Origin of the sequence: Corynebacterium hylobatis (genome assembly GCF_003955685.1) — a bacterium.
Taxonomy (GTDB): domain Bacteria; phylum Actinomycetota; class Actinomycetes; order Mycobacteriales; family Mycobacteriaceae; genus Corynebacterium; species Corynebacterium hylobatis.
This window is the reverse complement of record NZ_RXHJ01000009.1, coordinates 16,444-35,080: the sequence shown is the minus strand read 5'-3', so window position 1 is coordinate 35,080 and position 18,637 is coordinate 16,444. Positions and strand designations below refer to the sequence as shown.

16 protein-coding genes are annotated in these 18,637 nt (G+C 68.5%); 5 read left to right on the top strand and 11 right to left on the bottom strand.

Annotation, left to right across the window (positions count from 1 at the left end; all coding sequences use genetic code 11):
• Positions 1 to 9 precede the first annotated feature (9 nt).
• The gene (gene glnA / locus EAH68_RS08830; protein WP_126120970.1) at positions 10 to 1,446 is read left to right on the top strand and encodes a type I glutamate--ammonia ligase; all 1,437 of its coding nucleotides are present in this window, start codon (positions 10 to 12) and stop codon (positions 1,444 to 1,446) included.
• Here glnA and EAH68_RS08825 read toward each other — a convergent pair.
• Genes EAH68_RS08825 through EAH68_RS08805 form a run of 5 tightly spaced genes read right to left on the bottom strand, consistent with a single transcriptional unit; the run spans position 1,436 to position 8,778 of the window.
• Positions 1,436 to 3,493, bottom strand: coding sequence for a phosphotransferase (locus EAH68_RS08825; protein ID WP_126120969.1), 2,058 nt, complete (start codon positions 3,491 to 3,493; stop codon positions 1,436 to 1,438). The genes glnA and EAH68_RS08825 overlap by 11 nt on opposite strands.
• Entirely contained in the window at positions 3,480 to 5,318 is a 1,839-nt protein-coding gene (locus tag EAH68_RS08820; RefSeq protein WP_126120968.1) for an ABC transporter ATP-binding protein, read from the bottom strand. The genes EAH68_RS08825 and EAH68_RS08820 overlap by 14 nt, the downstream gene beginning before the upstream one ends.
• Before the next feature lie 8 nt (positions 5,319 to 5,326).
• The gene (locus tag EAH68_RS08815) at positions 5,327 to 6,454 is read right to left on the bottom strand and encodes a glycosyltransferase family 4 protein (protein WP_126120967.1); all 1,128 of its coding nucleotides are present in this window, start codon (positions 6,452 to 6,454) and stop codon (positions 5,327 to 5,329) included.
• A gap of 13 nt (positions 6,455 to 6,467) precedes the next feature.
• Entirely contained in the window at positions 6,468 to 7,637 is a 1,170-nt protein-coding gene (locus tag EAH68_RS08810; RefSeq protein WP_126120966.1) for a glycosyltransferase, read from the bottom strand.
• Positions 7,630 to 8,778, bottom strand: coding sequence for a glycosyltransferase family protein (locus tag EAH68_RS08805; protein ID WP_126120965.1), 1,149 nt, complete (start codon positions 8,776 to 8,778; stop codon positions 7,630 to 7,632). The genes EAH68_RS08810 and EAH68_RS08805 overlap by 8 nt, the downstream gene beginning before the upstream one ends.
• 92 nt (positions 8,779 to 8,870) lie before the next feature.
• Here EAH68_RS08805 and EAH68_RS08800 point away from each other — a divergent pair, with 92 nt between their 5' ends.
• From EAH68_RS08800 to EAH68_RS08790, 3 genes are read left to right on the top strand one after another with little or no spacing between them, the layout of a single operon-like run.
• Positions 8,871 to 9,305 (top strand): hypothetical protein, encoded by a 435-nt coding sequence (locus tag EAH68_RS08800; protein ID WP_126120964.1) that lies wholly within the window; start codon positions 8,871 to 8,873, stop codon positions 9,303 to 9,305.
• A 13-nt stretch (positions 9,306 to 9,318) separates the two neighbouring features.
• The gene (locus EAH68_RS08795) at positions 9,319 to 9,672 is read left to right on the top strand and encodes a zinc ribbon domain-containing protein YjdM (protein ID WP_126120963.1); all 354 of its coding nucleotides are present in this window, start codon (positions 9,319 to 9,321) and stop codon (positions 9,670 to 9,672) included.
• Between the two features lie 55 nt (positions 9,673 to 9,727).
• Positions 9,728 to 10,075, top strand: a complete 348-nt coding sequence (locus EAH68_RS08790; RefSeq protein WP_126120962.1) for a hypothetical protein — start codon at positions 9,728 to 9,730, stop codon at positions 10,073 to 10,075.
• Positions 10,076 to 10,133: 58 nt separating this feature from the next.
• Here EAH68_RS08790 and EAH68_RS08785 read toward each other — a convergent pair whose 3' ends face one another.
• From EAH68_RS08785 to thrC, 6 genes are all read right to left on the bottom strand, one after another.
• Positions 10,134 to 10,610: a pyridoxamine 5'-phosphate oxidase family protein gene (locus tag EAH68_RS08785; protein WP_126120961.1), complete on the bottom strand. Its 477-nt coding sequence runs from the start codon at positions 10,608 to 10,610 to the stop codon at positions 10,134 to 10,136.
• A gap of 357 nt (positions 10,611 to 10,967) precedes the next feature.
• Positions 10,968 to 11,501 carry an NUDIX hydrolase gene (locus EAH68_RS08780; protein ID WP_126120960.1) on the bottom strand — a complete coding sequence of 178 codons (534 nt, stop codon included), beginning with the start codon at positions 11,499 to 11,501 and terminating at the stop codon, positions 10,968 to 10,970.
• Positions 11,502 to 11,515: 14 nt separating this feature from the next.
• A complete protein-coding gene (locus EAH68_RS08775) occupies positions 11,516 to 14,653 on the bottom strand; it encodes an exonuclease domain-containing protein (protein WP_126120959.1) in 3,138 nt (1,045 codons plus the stop codon).
• A 12-nt stretch (positions 14,654 to 14,665) separates the two neighbouring features.
• The gene (locus EAH68_RS08770) at positions 14,666 to 15,532 is read right to left on the bottom strand and encodes a trypsin-like serine protease (RefSeq protein ID WP_126120958.1); all 867 of its coding nucleotides are present in this window, start codon (positions 15,530 to 15,532) and stop codon (positions 14,666 to 14,668) included.
• Positions 15,529 to 15,678: a hypothetical protein gene (locus tag EAH68_RS14745; protein ID WP_164546448.1), complete on the bottom strand. Its 150-nt coding sequence runs from the start codon at positions 15,676 to 15,678 to the stop codon at positions 15,529 to 15,531. Before EAH68_RS14745 ends, EAH68_RS08770 begins: the two co-directional genes overlap by 4 nt.
• Before the next feature lie 5 nt (positions 15,679 to 15,683).
• Positions 15,684 to 17,126 (bottom strand): threonine synthase, encoded by a 1,443-nt coding sequence (gene thrC / locus EAH68_RS08765; protein ID WP_126120957.1) that lies wholly within the window; start codon positions 17,124 to 17,126, stop codon positions 15,684 to 15,686.
• Between the two features lie 100 nt (positions 17,127 to 17,226).
• Here thrC and EAH68_RS08760 point away from each other — a divergent pair, with 100 nt between their 5' ends.
• On the top strand, positions 17,227 to 18,591 hold the full coding sequence (locus EAH68_RS08760; protein ID WP_126120956.1) for an MFS transporter: 1,365 nt from the start codon (positions 17,227 to 17,229) through the stop codon (positions 18,589 to 18,591).
• The last annotated feature ends 46 nt before the right edge of the window (positions 18,592 to 18,637 follow it).

Genomic DNA, 18,637 nt, shown 5'->3' with positions numbered 1-18,637 from the left:
ACACCTGTCGTGTCCTTCACATCCACCACTGACCTGATCACGTATATCCGCGATGAGGGGGTGGAATACCTGGACATCCGGTTCACCGATGTCCCCGGGATCGAACACGCACTGACCGTCCCTGCCTCAGCCCTCACGGAGGAGGCGGCGGCGGAGGGCTTCGCCTTTGACGGCTCGTCGATCGCGGGTTTCACCTCCGTCGACGAGTCCGACATGACCCTGCTGCCGGACGTCTCCACGGCCTATCTCGACCCCTTCCGGCGCCGGAAGACGGTGAACATGCAGTTCTTCGTCCACGACCCCTTCACCCGGGAACCTTTCTCCCGCGACCCGCGCAACATCGCCCGCAAGGCCGAGGAGTACATGCGCGCCAGCGGCATCGCCGACGAGTGCTTCATCGGCGCGGAGGCCGAGTTCTTCATCTTCGACTCCGTGCGCTACTCCACCGGTGTCAACCGCAGTTTCCACATGGTCGACTCCGATGAGGGCTGGTGGAACTCGGATGCGGAGACGATGATCGACGGTTCGCCCAACCTGGGCAACAAGATCCGCGTCAACGACGGTTACTTCCCCACCGCCCCCTACGACAAGACCATCCCGGTGCGCGACGAGATCGCCCACACGCTGGCGCAGACCGGCTTCGAGATCGAGCGTTTCCACCACGAGGTCTCCACCGGCGGTATCCAGGAGGTCAACTACAAATTCAACACCCTCCTGCATGCGGCGGATGACCTGCAGAAATTCAAGTACATCGTGAAGAACACCGCCGATGCCCACGGCAAGGTGGCCACCTTCATGCCCAAGCCGCTTCTCGACGACGGCGGTTGCGGCATGCATGCCCACCAGTCCCTGTGGAAGGACGACAAGCCGCTGTTCTACGACGAGGAGGGCTACGCCGGGCTGTCCGACATGGCGCGGCACTACATCGGCGGTCTGCTCGCGCACGCCCCGGCGGTGCTGGCCTTCACCAACCCGACCGTCAACTCCTACCGTCGCCTGTACTCCGGTTTCGAGGCCCCGGTCAACCTGGTGTATTCCCAGCGCAACCGCTCCGCCGCAATCCGCATCCCGGTGACCGGGCCTTCGCCGGCCGCCAAGCGCATCGAGTTCCGCGCCCCGGATCCCTCGGGCAACCCCTACCTGGGTTTCGCGGCGCAGCTGCTCGCGGGTCTGGACGGCATCAAAAAGCGCATCGAGCCGGGTGATCCGATGGACAAGGACCTCTACGAACTTGAGCCTGAGGAGGCTGACAAGGTCCCGCGCGTCCCGCACTCCCTGGAGGGCTCGCTCTACGCCCTGGAGAACGACCACGATTTCCTCACCGAGGGCGATGTGTTCACCGAGGATCTCATCGAGGCCTACATCGGCCTGAAGTACGACAACGAGATCAACCCGATGCGTCAGGGTCCGACCCCGAAGGAATTCGAGCTCTACTTCAACTGCTGATCTCGGCCAGCAGTTCCATCGCCTGCGCCCGGTATTTCGGGCGGAAGGCGTAGACGCAGACCAGGCGGACCAGGGTGGCGTACTGGTAGGCCGCCAGGGCCTGCTTATCGACGCCCGCCCGGTCAATCTCCTCACACACCACCGCGGTCTGCTCTGCGTTCCACACGCCCTGCCGCTGACGCCACAGCGCATGGGCGCGCAGGTTGCCAGCATCGAGTGCCCGGTCCGCCCGGCAGGCGGTGTCCACATCGAGCAGCCCGGGGTCTGCCTCCGGTGACCAGAGCAGCTGTTTGCTGTGCAGGTCGCGGTGGCAGGCCACCAGCTCCGGCTCCGGCAGGGCCATCAGCCCGGCGCAGGCCCGCTCCGTGGCGGCGAGCAGGTCGCCCGGCCTGTCGACAAAGGCCAGTGCCTTCTCAGCCCAGCCTCGCAGGACCTCACATTCGGTGGCGGCCGCATGCACCGGCCCCTCCCCCGCCCCGCTCGCCCAGGTGGCCTGCAGCCCGGCGGTCACCTCGGCCCAGGCCCGGCGCCACTCCTGCTCACTGAACAACTCCGGTCGGTGCAGGCTGCGCCCCTCCAGGGCCGCCAGGGTGACGGTGTCATCGGTGTGCCTGAGAATCTCCGGCATCCGGAAGCCGGCCCGGAAGGCCTCCGCCCGGCGGGTGCCCTCAAGGATCGCGGCGGACTTCCCGGCGCGCACGATCTTGGTGTAGCTCTGTCCGTCGGCCGCTCGGATCACGGCGCGTCTGCGCAGCCGGTGGGAGACGACCTCCCCTTCCGGGAGGGCTAGTTTCGGGTCCGTGCCCGGGGCCTGTGCGGTGAGCTCCCCCATCGACCAGCTGCCGGCGCGCAGCTGCCCGGTGGCCGGGTTCTTCAGTTCCACGGCCAGGCCCACCTTCGGGTCTGGCCAGGCCCGGTTGACGGTCCAGTTCTGCCCGGCCAGTTCCACCTGCGCAGGTGGGGCCAGCTCGAGGGCGGCCTCGGCGAGTGCCAGGGTGTCCGCCAGCTGCTGTTCCCAGTCGTCCTGACCGTGGCGCAGCGCATTGAGTGCCGAGCTGAGGTGGGCGTAGGCCTCCCACACGGCGACGCGCACCGGGTCGACCACCCCACCGGCCTGGCGGTAGCCGCGGAGGAATTCTGTGGCCTGTTGCGGGCGCCCCATCCGGTGGCAGGCAGCGCGGAAACTGCCCAGGTCGCGGGAGGCGGGCCCGGATCCGGCGCGGTCGAAGTCGATGAGGCGGATCTGGCCGGCCTCGTCGACGAGCACCTGGTCCGGGGAGAGGTCCCCGTGCAGCTCGGTGGCCGGTTCGCGGCTGCTGAGTTCGGGCAGCAGCACCGCCAGGCGCTCGCCGAGCTTGCGCACCCGCCCGGCGAAGCGGGGCACGGATTCGGCGACGGCGGCCACGGACGTCGACACGCAGACCGGCACCTCCGGCAGCCCCTCCGGCTGACCTGCGGCGTGCAGTTTCGCCACTGCCGCCCCGGCGGCGCGGGTCCCGGCCACGGAGGGGCGGGCGGCCAGGTCGGCGATGCCCCACCAGGGACTCACTGCCACATGCCCGTGGCCGAACATGCTGATCGCGGGCACGCCGTAGCCCTGCCAGCGGGTGCTGATGGCACCGAGATGCTCCGCGGAGGTGGCGTGCACGCGCACGACCAGGCCGTCCCCGGTGACGGCGACCAGTCGGCGCTGGGGGTTATAACGCAGCACCTGCCAGCCGGAGTCCGGGAGATCGCGCAGCGCGCGGGCCAGTTTCCGGTCGGCGGCCACCGCCCCGGAGAAGACCATCACCTCGCCCTGCTGGTGCACGGTGAGGGGATGGCCCACCCGCTCAGCACGGCGCAGGGCGTTGGTGAATTTATCGGGGTCCACGGTCGCTTCGGTCCAGCCGTGCACACGGGTGTCCAGGTCCCGCCAGGCCACGAGCACATTATGGCCGGGTTTGATGCGCAGGTGGACGATCTCCACGCGGCGGCCGAGCAGACCGGAGAGGAAGGTGGTGTCGAGAAGCTCGTTATGTACGAGCAGGTGTTCAGGCAGGTTCATGGCGGTACTCCTGGGCGGTGCGTTCGGCGGCCTCCTGGGCGCGCGCCCAGTGGGCGATGCGGCTGCCGGGGGTGGTGAGCAGCTGCTCGGGGCTGCCGTCCTCGACGATGCGGCCGTCCTCCAGCCACAGCAGGCGGTCCAGGCCGCGGATCATGGCGAGGTCGTGGGTGATGGCCAGGGTGGTGCGCCCATGGGTGAGGGTCTCCAGGGACTCCTGGACCAGGGCGCGGGCGGCCGGATCCAGGCCGGTGGTCGGTTCGTCGAGGATGATGACAGGTGAGTTGCGGACCATGGCGCGCGCGATGGCGATGCGCTGGCGCTGGCCACCGGACAGGGTGTCCCCGCGCGCACCGAGTTCGGTGTCGTAACCGTCCGGCAGCGCCATGATGAAGTCATGGGCACCGGCGGCGCGTGCCGCGGCCTCGACCTCCTCGTCGGTGGCGTCGAGGCGGCCGTAGCGGATGTTCTCGCGCACGGTGGTGGTGAACAGCACCGATTCCTGCAGGAGGATGGAGACCTTGGCGCGCAGCTCCTCGAGCGCGACCTCGCGGGTGTCGTAGAACTCGATGCGCACGGTGCCCTCGTCGACATCCGCCAGGCGCAGCAGGTAGCTGGCCAGGGTGGATTTTCCGGCACCGGAGGGCCCCAGCAGGCCGACGCGCTGACCGGCCGGGATGTGCAGGTTGAGGTCGCGGAACAGCGGGCGGCCGTGGCCGTCGCGGGCGGAGATGTTCTGCAGGAAGACGTGCCCGCGGACATCGGTCATGGGTTTGGGCTCAGGCGGGTCGGCGATGGCGACGGGCACGTCCATGAGGTCGGCGATGCGCTCGCCGGAGGCGGAGGCGCGTGCGATGCGGCCGGTGTATTTGGCCATGTCGCGCAGGGGTTTCATGGCGGTTTTCAGGTACATCATGAATAAGACGATGTCGCCGGGGGTCATGTGGCCGCGCAGCACCTGCCAGCCACCGAAGCCGAGCACCACGGCGGTGGCCAGGCCGACGATGAGGTCGGTGGAACGTTCCAGGCGGGCGGCCAGGCGTCGGGCCCGGATGCCGGCCTTGAGTGCCTTCTGGTTGCCGGCGGCGAAACCGGTGGCCACCACGTCCTGCAGCCCGTAGGCCTGGACGACCCGGATGGCACCCAGTGCTTCAGCTGCGTCCCCCACCAGGCGTCCCTCCCCCTTGCGCGTGGAACGCGAGGCGGAGGTGATGGCGGGGGTGGCGAAGTGGGAGATGACCAGGTAGGCCGCACCCGTGCACAGCACCACCAGGGAGAGCACCGGGTTGAGCCACATGACCACGCCGAAGAGCACGACCACGGTGGCGACGTTGCCCACCAGCGGCAGCCCGGCAGTGATGGCCACCTCCTGGAGGCGGCCCATGTCGCCGACGAGGCGCTGGGAGGTGTCCCCCACCGAGGCGGTGGAGTGGTATTTCAGCGACAGGGACTGCAGGTGGTCAAAGACGCGGGTGCGCAGGCGGGTGACCACCTTGACGCCGGTCTTGGCGAAGGCGATCGTCGAGACGTAGTTGCAGCCCGCACGCCCCGCGACGATGAGCGCGAGGGCCACGGACCAGAAGACCAGCGTGGTGGTGATGTTCTCCGCCATGCCGGTGGCACCGGCGAATTCCGCGCCGAGGGACTGCGTGACCGCATCCACCGCGACCTTGACGGGCCAGGGTTCCAGCACCCGGAAGATCACGTCGCCGGCCAGGGCCAGCAGACCGACGATGATGAGCAGGCGGTGCTCGCCCAGATACGGCAGCACCAGTTTCAGGGTGCGTTTCAGCGCGGTCGCGTTGAGGGAGTCCTTGTTCTTCGCCATCTGCGGTGTCAGCTCCTGACGGTCACCGGCAGCTGGGCGAGCAGGTCGCCGCAGCGCTGGTTCCAGGTGTGGTGCTTGTCGACGTGCCCGCTGGCCGCCGTGCCCAGCTCCGCGCGCAGGGCAGGATCGCCGGCCAGGCGGTCGAGTGCCCGGCTGAGCTGGCCGGTGTCACCGGGCTCGACGAGCAGGCCGCGCCCGCACAGCAGTGCGGGCAGCTCACCGACGGCGGAGGCGATGACCGGCAGCCCCGCGGCCATGTACTCGTAGACCTTCAGCGGGGAGAAGTAGTGGCCGTCGGCCTGCGGATAGGGCGCGCACGCCGCATCCCAGCCGGCGAGCACCTGCGGGACATCCGCCGGGGCGACGGCACCGTGGAAGCGCACGCGGTGGGCGATGCCCAGCTGCGCGGCCTGCAGCTCGAGTGTCTCCTGTTCCGGGCCGGTGCCGCAGAACTCCAGCCGCCAGGGGTGCCCGGCCTTCGCGACGGCGTCGAGGAGAATCCCGGTGCCGTGCCAGGGCTTGAGGGTGCCCACGAAGCCGACGGTCAGCTCACCCCCGGTGGGTTCTGCGGGGAGGAAGCGGGCGGTGTTCACGCCGTTGGGGATGATCGCGGTGCGGGCCTGCGGGGCCAGTCCGTGGACCCAGTCGGCGACGGGTCCGGACACACAGGAGACCAGCTCGGCGGCCTCGAACATCGCGACGCTCAGGCGGTGCGCGGTGGCGACATCCGTGAGCGAGCGGTGGATGGCCTGCTCCTCGATGAGCGGGGCGTTGACCTCCAGGACCAGCGGCAGCCCGGTGCGCATGCCGGCATCGGAGAACAGCGAGTAGCGCTCGTAGACCAGATCGAATTCACGCGCCTGCACCGCTGCGAGCAGGTCGTCGGAGACCCCGCGCAGCGCCTGCTCGCGCTCTGCTCCCCTGCCGCGTGGGCGGGGCACGTCGATGACCTCGAGGTCGAGAAGATCCTCTGGGATGAGCACGGTGCCGTCCTTTTCCCCGCGGCGTACACAGAAGACGGTGACGGTGTGGCCGTGGTGGCGCAGCGCCCGGATCATCTCCTGGACGTGCACGCTGGCACCCTTGGATCCGAAGACCCCGATGCCGGGGTCGGCGAGGATGTAGGCGATGTTCATGCGGGGGTTCTCCTTAGTGGTTCTGCAGTTGCGCGAGAGTGGCGGCCTGGTGGCGGGAGTCGAAATTCCCCTCGACCAGGCGGCGGGCATTGGCGACCAGTTCGGTGGTGTCGGTGTGCAGGGCATCCTCAATGGCCTCAGCGAGCCTGTCTGCGTCCCCGCTGGGCACCAGCCAGCCCGTGCGCCCGGTGATGACGACCTCACCGACGGCGGTGACATCCCCGGCCACGCACGGGATGCCGCGTGCCATGGCCTCGAGCAGGACGGTGGGCAGTCCGTCGGCATTGCCGTCGGAACCGACGACGAAGGGCGCGACGAACAGGCGCCGGGTGCCCAGCAGCTCGGCGACCTCCGCCTGGGTGAGCGGACCGAGCAGGGTGACGGCGTCCCGGAGCCCGACGGCGTCGATCCGGTCCTGCAGTTCCTCCCGCAGCGGCCCGTCGCCGGCGATCTCGGCGGTGACGTTGAGTCCGCGGGAACGCAGGACGCGGACGGCGTCGACAAGCAGGTAAAAGCCCTTCTTCTCCACGAGGCGACCGACGCCCAGCAGCGTGAGTTCCGGTGCGCGTTCCGGCTGGAAGGGAAACCGCGCCAGCTCCAGGCCGTTGTAGACCAGCCTGATACGCTCCGCGGCTTCGGGGAAGCGGGAACAGAGATTGTCCAGGTTGTAGCGGCTGATGGTGATCGCGTGGTGGGCGTCGGCGAACTTCTTGCGCAGGTCCTCCTCCACCACCGATTCGTGGAAGATGTCCTTGGCGTGGGTGGTCATCGACCACGGCAATCCGGATATCTTTCCCGCCAGCCGCGCGACCGTGCTGGCCAGCGTGGCGAAGTGCGCGTGCAGGTGCGTGACCCCATGCTCGGCGGCGAGTTTCGCCACCTGCACGGCCTGCGCGGCATCATCAGGGCGGTGGCGCAGCAGCTCCTCCAGGTGCGGACCGGCCTCCGGGGTGAGCATCTCCCACAGCCGCGAGGCGCTGCTCGGACGCGGGACGTGGATGACCGGGGCCTGCACCCGGGCCAGCTCCGGATGGAAACGGGCGTCGGTGCACGGACGCAGGGAGAAGATGACCACCTGCTCACCGCGGGCCTCCCGCGCCAGGATCTCGGAGACGATGAAGGTCTCCGAAAACCGCGGGTACATCTTCAACACATAACCGATGACGGGCTTGGACTCAGGCATGCTGCTTGACCTCCAGGAGCTCGCCGGCCAGCGCACCGACCGTGACCAGACCATCGAGATTGATGTGGCCGCGGCAGACGCGGCGGTGCACGGCCTCGTGCATCCAGGCCGAGAGATCAGCCGAGGTCACCTCGTGCGGGGAGATCATGTCGATCCCGCCGGCCTGCTCCACCGCCCGCGCCCGGATCTTCTGCTCCGCGCGCCGGGCATCCCGCGGCACGACGAGTGCCGGGGTGTCGGTGGCGAGCACCTCCGTGATTGAGTTGTAGCCGCCCATGCAGATCACTCCTTCGGTGTGCCCGATCAACTCGGTGAGTCCGGGCAGGAAACGTACGACAGTGGTGGTCACTGTATTGGTGGCCCGGTTGAGGCGCTCGACATGCGCATCCGGCATCTGGGGGCCGGCGACAATCAGGTGGCGGTGGCCCGGCGGGACGGGGGCCTGCGCGGCGGCCAGAGCCAGCCGACCGCCGTCGGAGCCACCCCCGACGGTGGTGAGGAAACAGGGCTTCTCCGGCAGGGCCGCGGGGATGGTCTCGCTGGTGGAGTGCGGCGCGAGGTAGCCGGTGAACACGGCTTGCTCGGCGAGCTCGGCCGGCACCTCGCCGCTGGCGACGGGGTCGTGGACCTGCTGGTCGCCGTAGATCCAGGTGCTGTCGTAGTATGCGGCCACCCGTGCTCCCCCACCGACGGCCTGCCATTCGCAGGCGACCACGGACGGGGTGTCGAGGACCTCGCGCAGCCCCAGCACTGTACGGCAGGGGGTGTCGCGCAGCATCTCCAGGGCGGGCAGGAGTTCCCCGCGCACGCCGAAGGGGTGTCGGTCGACGATGAACAGGTCCGGACGCATCGCCTCCAGGGTGGCGGCGATGGTCCGGGAGCGGAGGTCAGCGAGCTCCTGCGGGCCCATGTCCAGGTGGCGGGCGCCGTAACCCTCGTCGGTGCGCGCGAAACCGGGCAGAACCAGCCAGTCCCAGCCCGGGGGAAGATCGAAGGAGGTGGCGTGACGGTGGCCGGCGATGAGGATGCCCTGCACCGGTTCCGGCAGGGCCTCGGCGAGGGCGAAGGCGATCGCCCGGTTGCGCCGGGTGTGCCCGAGCCCCACGGAGTCGTGGGAGTACATCGCCACCGTCAGTGTCATGTGTCAGCCGTCCTCGAATCAGTTCAACGTGTTAAACAGGAGTTTAGGAATCCTTTATGAGTCGTCTATGAAACCGAAATGAGGATTTCTTCATGTGGGATCAGCGGCACTGGCTGGTGCTCGCCTCAGCGGAGGGGCCGGATGCGACCGCGGTGGAAAATCTGCGTGAGCTGCTGGAAAGCCATGGCCTGAGTACGGACGCGGTGCAGGTGCCGGTCATCGGCGGGGAGGCCACCGCCATCGAATCCGCCTGGCTGGGTGAGGGGGCGCACACGCCTTATCTCCAGGTCCACAACATCAGCGCCAACCTCGAGCAGTGCCGCCTGCTTTTCCACATCGCCGTCACCGCGCGCCTGCTCATCGGCGTTGAGCCGGGCCCACCGACGGCGATCATCTGCGGTGGGGTGCTCGACCCGGAGGATTATTTCGAGGATCCGGGCGAGTGCTGCGTGGTGGATACCCCTGAGCAGTTGCACGACTGTCTACGCGGCAACGCGGATACTTACCGTTATGCCCGGGAAGCCTGACATAATAGGCGGCATGAGCGAAGCGAATTTCCCGCCCTGCCCCGAATGCGGCAGCGAGTACACCTACGAGATGGACCCCCTGCTGGTCTGCCCCGAGTGCGGCCACGAGTGGAACCCCGCGATCCCGGCTGAGGATGAGAATGAGGCCCCCGCCATCAAGGATTCCGTGGGCAACGTGCTGGCCGACGGTGATTCCGTGACGGTGGTCAAGACCCTCAAGGTCAAGGGTGCGAGCCAGCCGATCAAGGCCGGCACCACCGTGCGCAACATCCGGCTTATCGACGCCGTCGACGGCCACGACATCGATGCCCGCGTTGAGGGTTTCGGCCAGATGAAGCTGAAATCGAGCATCGTCAAGAAGATCTAGCCCCGTATCGATCCTTCGTTTAGCCACGGCAACGGGGGGAAGTTAACATGAGGGAATGGACTTCCTCTACACCCTGTTCGTGTTCCTCCACATCGTGGGTGCCGCCGCACTCGTCGGCGGTTGGCTCGCCACCTTCCGCAAGCCAACCGTGTTGCAGTGGCAGCACATCGGCGCATGGGTGCAGCTGGTCACCGGCCTGCTGCTCGTCGGCCTGGCCGAGATGGGTGACGGCACCGTCAACCACATGAAGATCGGCATCAAGCTGGTCATCCTCATCGGCGTGCTGGTCGCAGCCGTCATCGGCCGCCGCAAGGTCGCCCGCGACGAGCCGGTCGCCAAGGGCCTGGCGCACGCCGTCGGCGGTCTCTCGCTGATCAACATCGCGATCGCTGTCTTCTGGTGATGATCGCCTGAACCGGACAAAGCCGGGACCCGTCATCGGGTCCCGGTTTTTTCGTGCCTTAAAGCTCCATGGCCTTCGAGTCGCCGCCGGTGGTGCCGCCGGTGACCTTCGACTTCACGATGCGCGCCAGCGCCGACATCTTCCCGCCCGGCAGGCCCCAGTACTGGGCGGACTCGGAATCTGCCCGGATCAGACCCAGGGCGGGATCATCCTTGCTCTCGAACCAGCCCTCGACGTCCTTGTTCCACAGCTCGTCGACCTTGGCCCGGTCGTTGACGAATTCGATCTCCGCCGCCACCGACAGCCAGGTGCCGGCCTCCGAGACTGCCAGGTTGACCTGTGAGCTGTGCTTGAGGGCATCGGCCTGGCCACCGCGCAGCGAGATGAAGAACCAGACGTCCGCATCATCAGTGACCTGCTGGGGAGTCATCGGATGGGACACCAGCTTGCCGTCGGCTCCGGTGGTGGTCATCATGACCCAGCTTGCGTCCCGCAGCTTGGCGACGACGTCTTCCTTCGTGATCTCATCGGACATGGCGTATACCTCCTGTGTGAGAGTTCGCGACGGGTTGCCGCGTCGTGTGCCGTCCAGGATATGGATCGATCGCGCTGTGTGCCACGCCACTGTGTTGACCTGCGGCTCCGGCGGTCAGATGGCCTCGGAAACAGGAGGGCCCCGTCAGTGCCCGCGCAACATTTGACCGGTACACCACCCCTCGGCGCGCATCGTTGCTGGTCGATCAAAGATATGACATGACCTGTTGCGCACCCCGGCCCGGCGTGCTCCCCCAACCGCCTGAAAACGTGGCCTGAATTTCTCGCAGGCTGCGCATCTCCCCAGTTCAGTTCAGGACCGCGGGGAGATTTTCAGGCGGCCCCGACCCCACAAGCCTCAGGCCTGACCGCGCTTGGTGTAACCCATCCGCGGGCGGAAACCACCCGGGTGCTTCATCTGGGCCACGGCATCGGAGATGACCATCCGGAAACGCGGGTTGATGGGCGGCAGCTGGGCGATGGAGAACCAGCCGACGTCGACAGATTCGTCGTCCCCCACGGCCGGGGTGTCGTCGCCGATGACGCTCAGGCGCATGCTGGTGTCCATGTAGCGGGTGACATCACCGTTGTCATAGGTGACCGGGCCGACGGCACCGACGCCGAGGAGGGCCTCGACGCGGGTCTCCAGGGTGGTTTCCTCGCGGGCCTCGCGCACGGCGGTGACGTGGGGTTCCTCGCCGGGGTCGCTGATACCGCAGACAGGGGTCCATTCGCCGTTGTCGGCGCGCTTGACCAGCAGCACCTCAGGTACCGCCCAGATCGGGGCGCCCGGGGGCACGTCGCGGATGACCACGGCGGTGACGGCCGGCAGCCAGAGTTCGTCGGTGCCGATCTTCTCGCGCAGGCGGAGGATGAAATCAGGGATGGCCACGGGAAGGGTCCTTTCTAGAGGTCAGCGATGAGGTCGGCGATGTCGTCCTGGCGGCGGTACCGGAACCGGGAGACGGTACGCCGGCGAGGTGCACCGACATCCAGGCCGACAGCCTGGTTGATGCGCGGCAGGACATCGGTCTCCGCGGGGTTGAGCCAGGTGTCCAGGCCGGTGAGGTTGAGGATCTCGGCGGGTCCGGTCAACCCCACCCGGCGCGGGGTGGCGTGCTGGACGTCGAAACCACCCTCGTCGGTGAAGGTGAGCCAGATGCGTTCCCCTTCGCCGATGCCGGCGGCCTCGAGGAAGCGGCGGATGGTGCTGATGGTGGCGCCGGTGCGCGACTGACTGATGGTCTGCTCACCGAGTGGGCTGTTCAGCACGCGTTTGTCCAGCATGGGCACCTCCAGGGCGGCGGCGACACCGCGTGGGAGGCCGGAGCCGGAGCCGCGGAGGTGGTCGGCGGTGACGGTGGTGAGCAGGACCAGTGAGCCGTCGATGCGGTAGAGGCCGGGGGTTTCCCGGGGGTCGGTGTCGATCTCCTGGATCTCGTCGACGCGGCTGACCATGCCGTCGACGGTCTGGAAATCAGCGGAGGCGGCGTAGGTGCGCACGCTGGATTCGGAGACACCGAGGGTGCGGACGGCTTCCTCGATGAGATGCTGCACACGCACGGGGCCGGCCTCGACGCGGCGGCCGATCCATTCGGCCAGGCCGGAGTATTCCTCCAGGCCCCAGTCGCGCAGGGCCCAACGGTCGCGGCCGGTGCGGATGATGCGGTCATCGGCACCCATGGCGTTGCCCAGGGTGCGGGGGTTGGCCTCCCCGAGCCGGTCGATGATGTCCTGGACGCTGAGTGGTTCACCTTCGAGGGCCAGCAGCGCGGCGGCGCGATCCTGTGCGGAGCGGTCGCGGGTGAGGATGTGCTCGCCGTGGATGGTGACTGCAGGAGCCAGCCGCTCCCCCAGCAGGGTCGCGTCCACGCTGAGGTGCTCGGCCAGCGCGGGGAGGGCGACGACGCCGAAGTCGTCGGCGAAATCGGTCAGAGCCTGGGCGAGGTCGGCGTCGAAGCCGGTGCACTGGAACCAGCCGTCGGTGATCTCCCAGTCATCGGCGAGCCAGGCCAGGGCCTCCAGCAGCGGGAAGTCTCCGTCAGCGAGGGCAGGCAGGTCGCGGACCAGATCCCCTGCCGGGGCGAGGGGACTGTAGCGGCGGCTGAGGGCGTCAAGAAGCAGGTGCAGGGTGTCGTCGGGTTCGACCAGGCGGCGTTTGAGCTGGGTCTCCAGCTGGCGGATGCGTTCGCGGGTGACGCCGTGGCGGACGCCGATCTCCTCGAGCGTCCCGGTGCCGAGGATGCGGCCGTGGAAGATCTCCGCGTCACGGGGATCTGAGCCGATGCGGCCCAGCAGCACGGCGCGGGCGCGTCCCACCACGGCCGCGGCGGGGTCGGACCAGTAGGGGTCCTCGGCCAGCGTGTCGAGGGCGTGCGCCACCGCCGGGGGCACCTCCGCACGCGGCAGGACCGGTAGCTGACCGAGCAGGGCGAGCCACTCGGCGACGGTCTCCGCGTGGGGGCGGGGGTTGTCGTCGAGGTGGATGTCCTCGGTCTCCACGGCGAGGTAGTCGACCGTTTCCGGGGCGTCGATGGCCGAGTGGATGACGGCGACGAGTGTGCGGTGCAGGCGGAGCCGGCCGAAGCCGGGGACCTCCGCCAGCTGGGTGGCGGAGGCCTCCAGCGGGCGCGGGTAGAGGTTGAGCCAGCGGGCCATGACGGCACCGGTGCGCGGGAGGGAATCCGGCACCTCGGCGGGGTCGAGGCGCGGGGAGAGTTCATGCATGGGCACGTGCCGGTGGCGCTGCAGCCAGGCGTGGGCGATGTCGTCCGCACCGGCAGGTTCCACCCCGAGGTTGGTCAGCCAGGGGAAGATGCCCGCATAGGACACCGCCGGGGCCTCCTCCACCGTCTCCGGGGGCACGAGGTCGCGCAGCATGCGGGCGAAGGTGGGCTCGTCGACGATGGGCACGCCGTAGTCGCGGGCCTTGCGGGCCTTGCCGCTCATCGTGTCCGGCTCGGCGGTGACCAGCAACGCGCAGGTGCGGGTGACCCCGCCGACATCGAGACCCGCCTCGCGGGCCCGGCGCTCCCAGGTGTCCCGGCCCAGGGTCAGGGCACCGGTGAAGCTGACGCGGTCGCCGGGGCGCAGGCCGACGTCCTCAGCCTCGCCGTAGACGGGTTCGGCCAGCAGCTCGTCGACAGCGTCCGCGTTGACGGCCAGCTGCACGGCGATGTCGTGGAGGCGCGCGCGGTCGGCGCCGGTGACCACCCCGTCGGCCCAGGCCGCCACGGCCAGCTGGCGCAGGTAGTCGAGGTGGATCTCACGCAGTTCGTCCTGGCCCAGACCCCACTGTTCGGCAGCCGAGACCAGCTGTTCGATCTCGGAGACCGAGAGGGTGCCGTCCAGCAGGGCGCCGCGCAGCAGCTGGCGGTAACCGTCGACCTCGGCGACACCGGTGGCGGGCACGCCTTCGACGACCCGTTCCAGCCAGTGGTCGGATTCGACGCGGTCGCGCACGCGGACCGGTTCCCGGGGCAGGTCAACGGGCGCCGGCCAGGCCAACGGGGCCAGGCCCTCCTGGTTGGCACCGAACTTCACCACCAGTTCGCGGTAGAGAGCGGCGGTGGCCTGGGCGTCGGCGAGCGCTGCGTGCGGGCGCTGATTGTCCAGGCCGGTGCAGGCCAGGCAGTCGGAGAGCCGGCCCGGGGCGCCGGGCAGCAGGCCGCGGGAGAGCTGCTGGGTGCACGAGGACCAGGCGCCGGCCTCCGGCAGGTCCACGTCCAGGCGGGCGTATTCGGCAGCCAGGAAGCGGGTGTCGAAGGGGGCGTTGTGGGCGATGATGAGGCGGCTGTCGATAAGCTCGGCGAGTTCGGCGGCGATGCCGGAGAACCGCGGGGCGCGCACGAGGTCGGTGGCGGTGACGCCGTGGATGTGAGAGTTGTCGAAGCCGCGTTCCGGTTGCACCAGCGTCTGCCAGGTGCCCTCCTGCTGCAGTTCACGGTCGAGGAGGACCAGGCCGATCTCCAGGACCCGGTCGGCCGGTCCGAAGCCGGTGGTCTCCAGGTCGATGACGGCGACGGGGTGTGGCACAGGCGGCATGGAGGTCTTTCTCTAGGAGCTGGGCTGGTATTCGGCGTCGGGGATGACGCGGTCGATGACGGTCTGGATGGCCGGCATGGAGGTGTAGGACATGGTCATGGGCCCGGCGCCGGGGTCGGTGCAGGCCAGGCTGCGGTCGGAGTCGCGGGTGCCGGAGACGAGCCCGATGATGACGCGGCGGCCGTCGAGGTCGGCGTAGACCGGCCCGCCGGAGTCCCCGGCGCGGGCGCAGACCTGGGCGGTGGCGGCGACGGCGCGCAGTTCCACACCCTTGTGGTCGGCGAGGATCTCCACACCGGTCTGACTGATGGGCTCACCGCAGGTCTCGCCGGTGGTCTGTCCGAATTTGCAGATCACCTCGGGCAGGTCGCCGACCATCTCCGCGACGACGGTCTCGGTTTCAGGTTCGGGGGCGGGCATCTGCGACCAGGGGTCGGTGATCTCGATGACCCCGACATCCAGGCGGCTGCTGGCCTCATCGTAGAGATCGGAGTAGATGAAGTTGCCCACGGGTGCGGTGAAGTCGGCCTCGACCCCGTCGACGGTGGCCCACACCTTATCGCCGGGCACGCCGCAGTGGGAGGCGGTGATGGCGTAGGCCTGTTCACCGGCGGTGAAGCTGTAGGCGACGGTGCACTGGCCGACCTCGATGGTCTCTCCCGGCACGGGCACCGTCTTGGTGATGGTCACCCCGGTGCCCGGCACCCACGGGCTGGCGGTGGGCGCGCGGAATGCGGCCGGCACCTGCTCAGGTGCGGCCGCGATGACCTCGGCGAGCGGGGTGGGGTTGCGCTCCTGTTCGACTACCGACCAGGTGATGAGCGAGCCGACGGAGGCGGTGGTCACCGCCCCCAGACCCGCCCAGAGGCGGATGTTCACTGCTTGTCGACGCCGTCTTCCCCGGCGTCGTCCGCCTGCTCCGCCTTCGCGGCTGCCTCAGCTGCCTGCGCCTTGATCTGCTCGGCGAGACGCTCGGGGTCGAATTCCTCGAAGTACTCCTGTCGGGCCTTGTAGTGCCTGGCCATGGTGATTACACCTCCGTGGTGCGGATCGAATCGGTGATGAACTTCTTGACGGTGTCTGCGTCGTTGGGCAGGTCAGTGACGTGGCGCTCGGCGTCGAGCACGTCGGCAAAACGCTCCGGGGTCACCGGTTCCTGGCCGGTTGCCTCCTTGATGGTCTCCGCGAACTTCACCGGCAGGGCCGTCTCGAGGCAGACGATCGGGGTGTCGATCTTCCCGCGCCAGTCACGGGCGACCTTGACGCCGTCGGCCGTGTGCGGGTCCAGCATGACACCGAGTCGCTCAAAGGTGTCGCGGATGGTGGTCACCCGGTCCTCGTGGGTGGAACGCCCCGAGGCGAAGCCGTAGGTCGCCGCGGCGGCCGGGAAGGTGTCGTCCTCGGCCAGCGAGAAGCCGTCGGCGCGGACGTCGATGCCAAAGAACTGGGCGGTGCGCTCCGCGTCGCGGCCGAGCAGGTCGAAGACGAAACGCTCGAAGTTGGAGGCGCGCGAGATGTCCATCGACGGCGAGGAGGTGGCCAGGGTCTCCTCCGCCGGGCGCGGCCGGTAGCTGCCGGTGCGGAAGAACTCGTCGAGGACGTCGTTCTCGTTGGTGGCCACGATGAGACGGTCAATCGGCAGGCCCATCTGGCGGGCGATGTGGCCGGCGCAGATGTCACCGAAGTTGCCGGTGGGCACGGAGAAGGAGACCTTCTGGTCGTTGCTGTCGGTGAGCTTGAGCCAGGAGGAGACGTAGTAGACGACCTGGGCCATCAGGCGCGCCCAGTTGATGGAGTTGACCGCGCCGATGCGGTTGTCCCGCTTGAAGTCCGCGTCCGCGGAGACGGCCTTGACCACGTCCTGGCAGTCGTCGAAGACGCCGTCGAGGGCGATGTTGAAGATGTTCGGGTCATCGAGGCCGAACATCTGGGCCTGCTGGAACGGTGTCATGCGCCCGGCCGGGGTGAGCATGAACACGCGGATGCCCTTGCGGCCGCGCATGGCGTATTCCGCCGAGGAGCCGGTGTCGCCGGAGGTGGCGCCCAGGATGTTGAGGGTCTCGCCGCGGCGGGCCAGCTCGTACTCGAAGAGCTCGCCGAGCAGCTGCATCGCCATGTCCTTGAATGCGGCGGTCGGGCCCTCCGAGAGGTGCCCGATGTACAGGCCCTCCCCCAGCTCCGTGACGGGGACGATCTCCTCGTGGGCGAACTTCGGGGTGGTGTAGGCCCGTGCCGCGATCGCCTCGAGGTCCGCTGCCGGGATGTCGTCGACGAAGAGTTTGAGCACCTCGGCGGCCAGGGCGGCGTAGCCCTGCTCCGCCAGGAGGTTCCGCCACTGCGTCAGCTGCTCATCGCTGAGCTGCGGGTACTCGGCGGGCAGGTAGAGCCCGCCGTCCGGGGCCAGACCACCGAGCAGGATGTCGGTGAACTTGGCGGGGGTACGGGAGGAGTCGCGCGTCGAAATGTATTCCACGCAGACAACCATACGTGGCCCCACCGGGCGATCGGGCATCAGCGGGGGAATTAGTGTCACTGGGCAACGGGCCTGCACAGGCGGGTCTAAGGTGTTCTCCATGACCACGTCGCTGCTGAATCCACACCCCCGCGAAAAGGTGACGCGCAAGGCGCTCATCGTCTGGACCACCGCGGTACTGGTGTACGTGGTCGCCATCACGGGGCGCACCTCCTTCGGTGTCGCATCGGTGGACGCGATCGACCGTTTCGACGTCGACGCCTCCCGCATCGCCGTGTTCACCGCCGTGCAGCTCGGCGTCTACGCGGGCTCGCAGATCCCCGTGGGCATGCTCATCGACCGCTTCGGGCCCCGCAAGCTACTCATGATCGGTGCGTTGGTGATGGCGGCCGGGCAGGTGCTGCTCGGCTTCACCGAGTCCTACTGGGTGGCCCTGGGTGCGCGCGCGCTCATCGGCGCCGGTGACGCCACGGCCTTCCTGTCGGTCATGCGGATCCTGCCCTACTGGTTCCCCCTGAAGAAGACCCCGCTGTTCACCCAGCTCACGGCAGCCTTCGGCCAGGCCGGCCAGTTCCTCTCCGCGGTGCCCTTCCTCGCCCTGCTGCAGGGCCCGGGTTGGACCACCGCCTTCATCAGCCTGGGCGCCGTCGGCGTGCTCGTGGCCATCGCCGCAACCGTGGCCGTCGCCGACTCCCCTGAATCCTGGGCCGCGTCGAAGGAGAACAAGGACCCCGACCACGTCCCGGAGAAGAAACAACCGGCGGAGAAGATACCCGTCGGCACGCTGCTGCTGATGGTGCTGCGCGACCCGCTGTGCTGGCAGGGCTTCTTCAACCACTACGCCGCGATGATCCTGCAGATCCTGTTCACCCTGCTGTGGAGCGCCCCGATGATCACCCTGGGCATGGGACTACCCACGTCCGCGATCGGTGTGGTGCTGACCATCAACGTCATCACCTCCATCGTCGCCGGGCCGATCCTCGGGCCGATCTCCGCACGCCTGGGCAAAAACCGCATCCTCGCCTCGACGCTGTTCGCGGGCATCATCGGCACCACCTGGATCATCTTCTTCCTGCCCACCGAGCCACGCGGCCTGACGGCGATCATCCTCGTCAACATCGTCATGGCGTTTTTCACCCCGTCCTCGAACTTCGGTTTCGACGACATCCGCGAAGACCTGGACCGGCGCATCGTCGCCACCGCCACAGGCCTGGCCAACATGGGCGGTTTCTTCGCCGGCATGATCGCCGCCCAGGTCATCGGCATCCTGCTCGACTACTCCTCCAACGGGCAGGCCTACACCTGGCTGGATTTCCGCTTCGCCTGGATCGCCGCGATCGTGGCGTGGGCGATCGGCCTGACCGGCCTGATCACCTTCCGGACCATAGTCAGCCGTCGCCGCAAGGCCCGCCGGAGGACCGGTGACGGCACCGTGCGCGTGGTGGATGAGACGGAGTGCGAATAGCTGCTCAACAGGGGTATTCTCGGCGGCAGGCCCGCCCCATCGGACG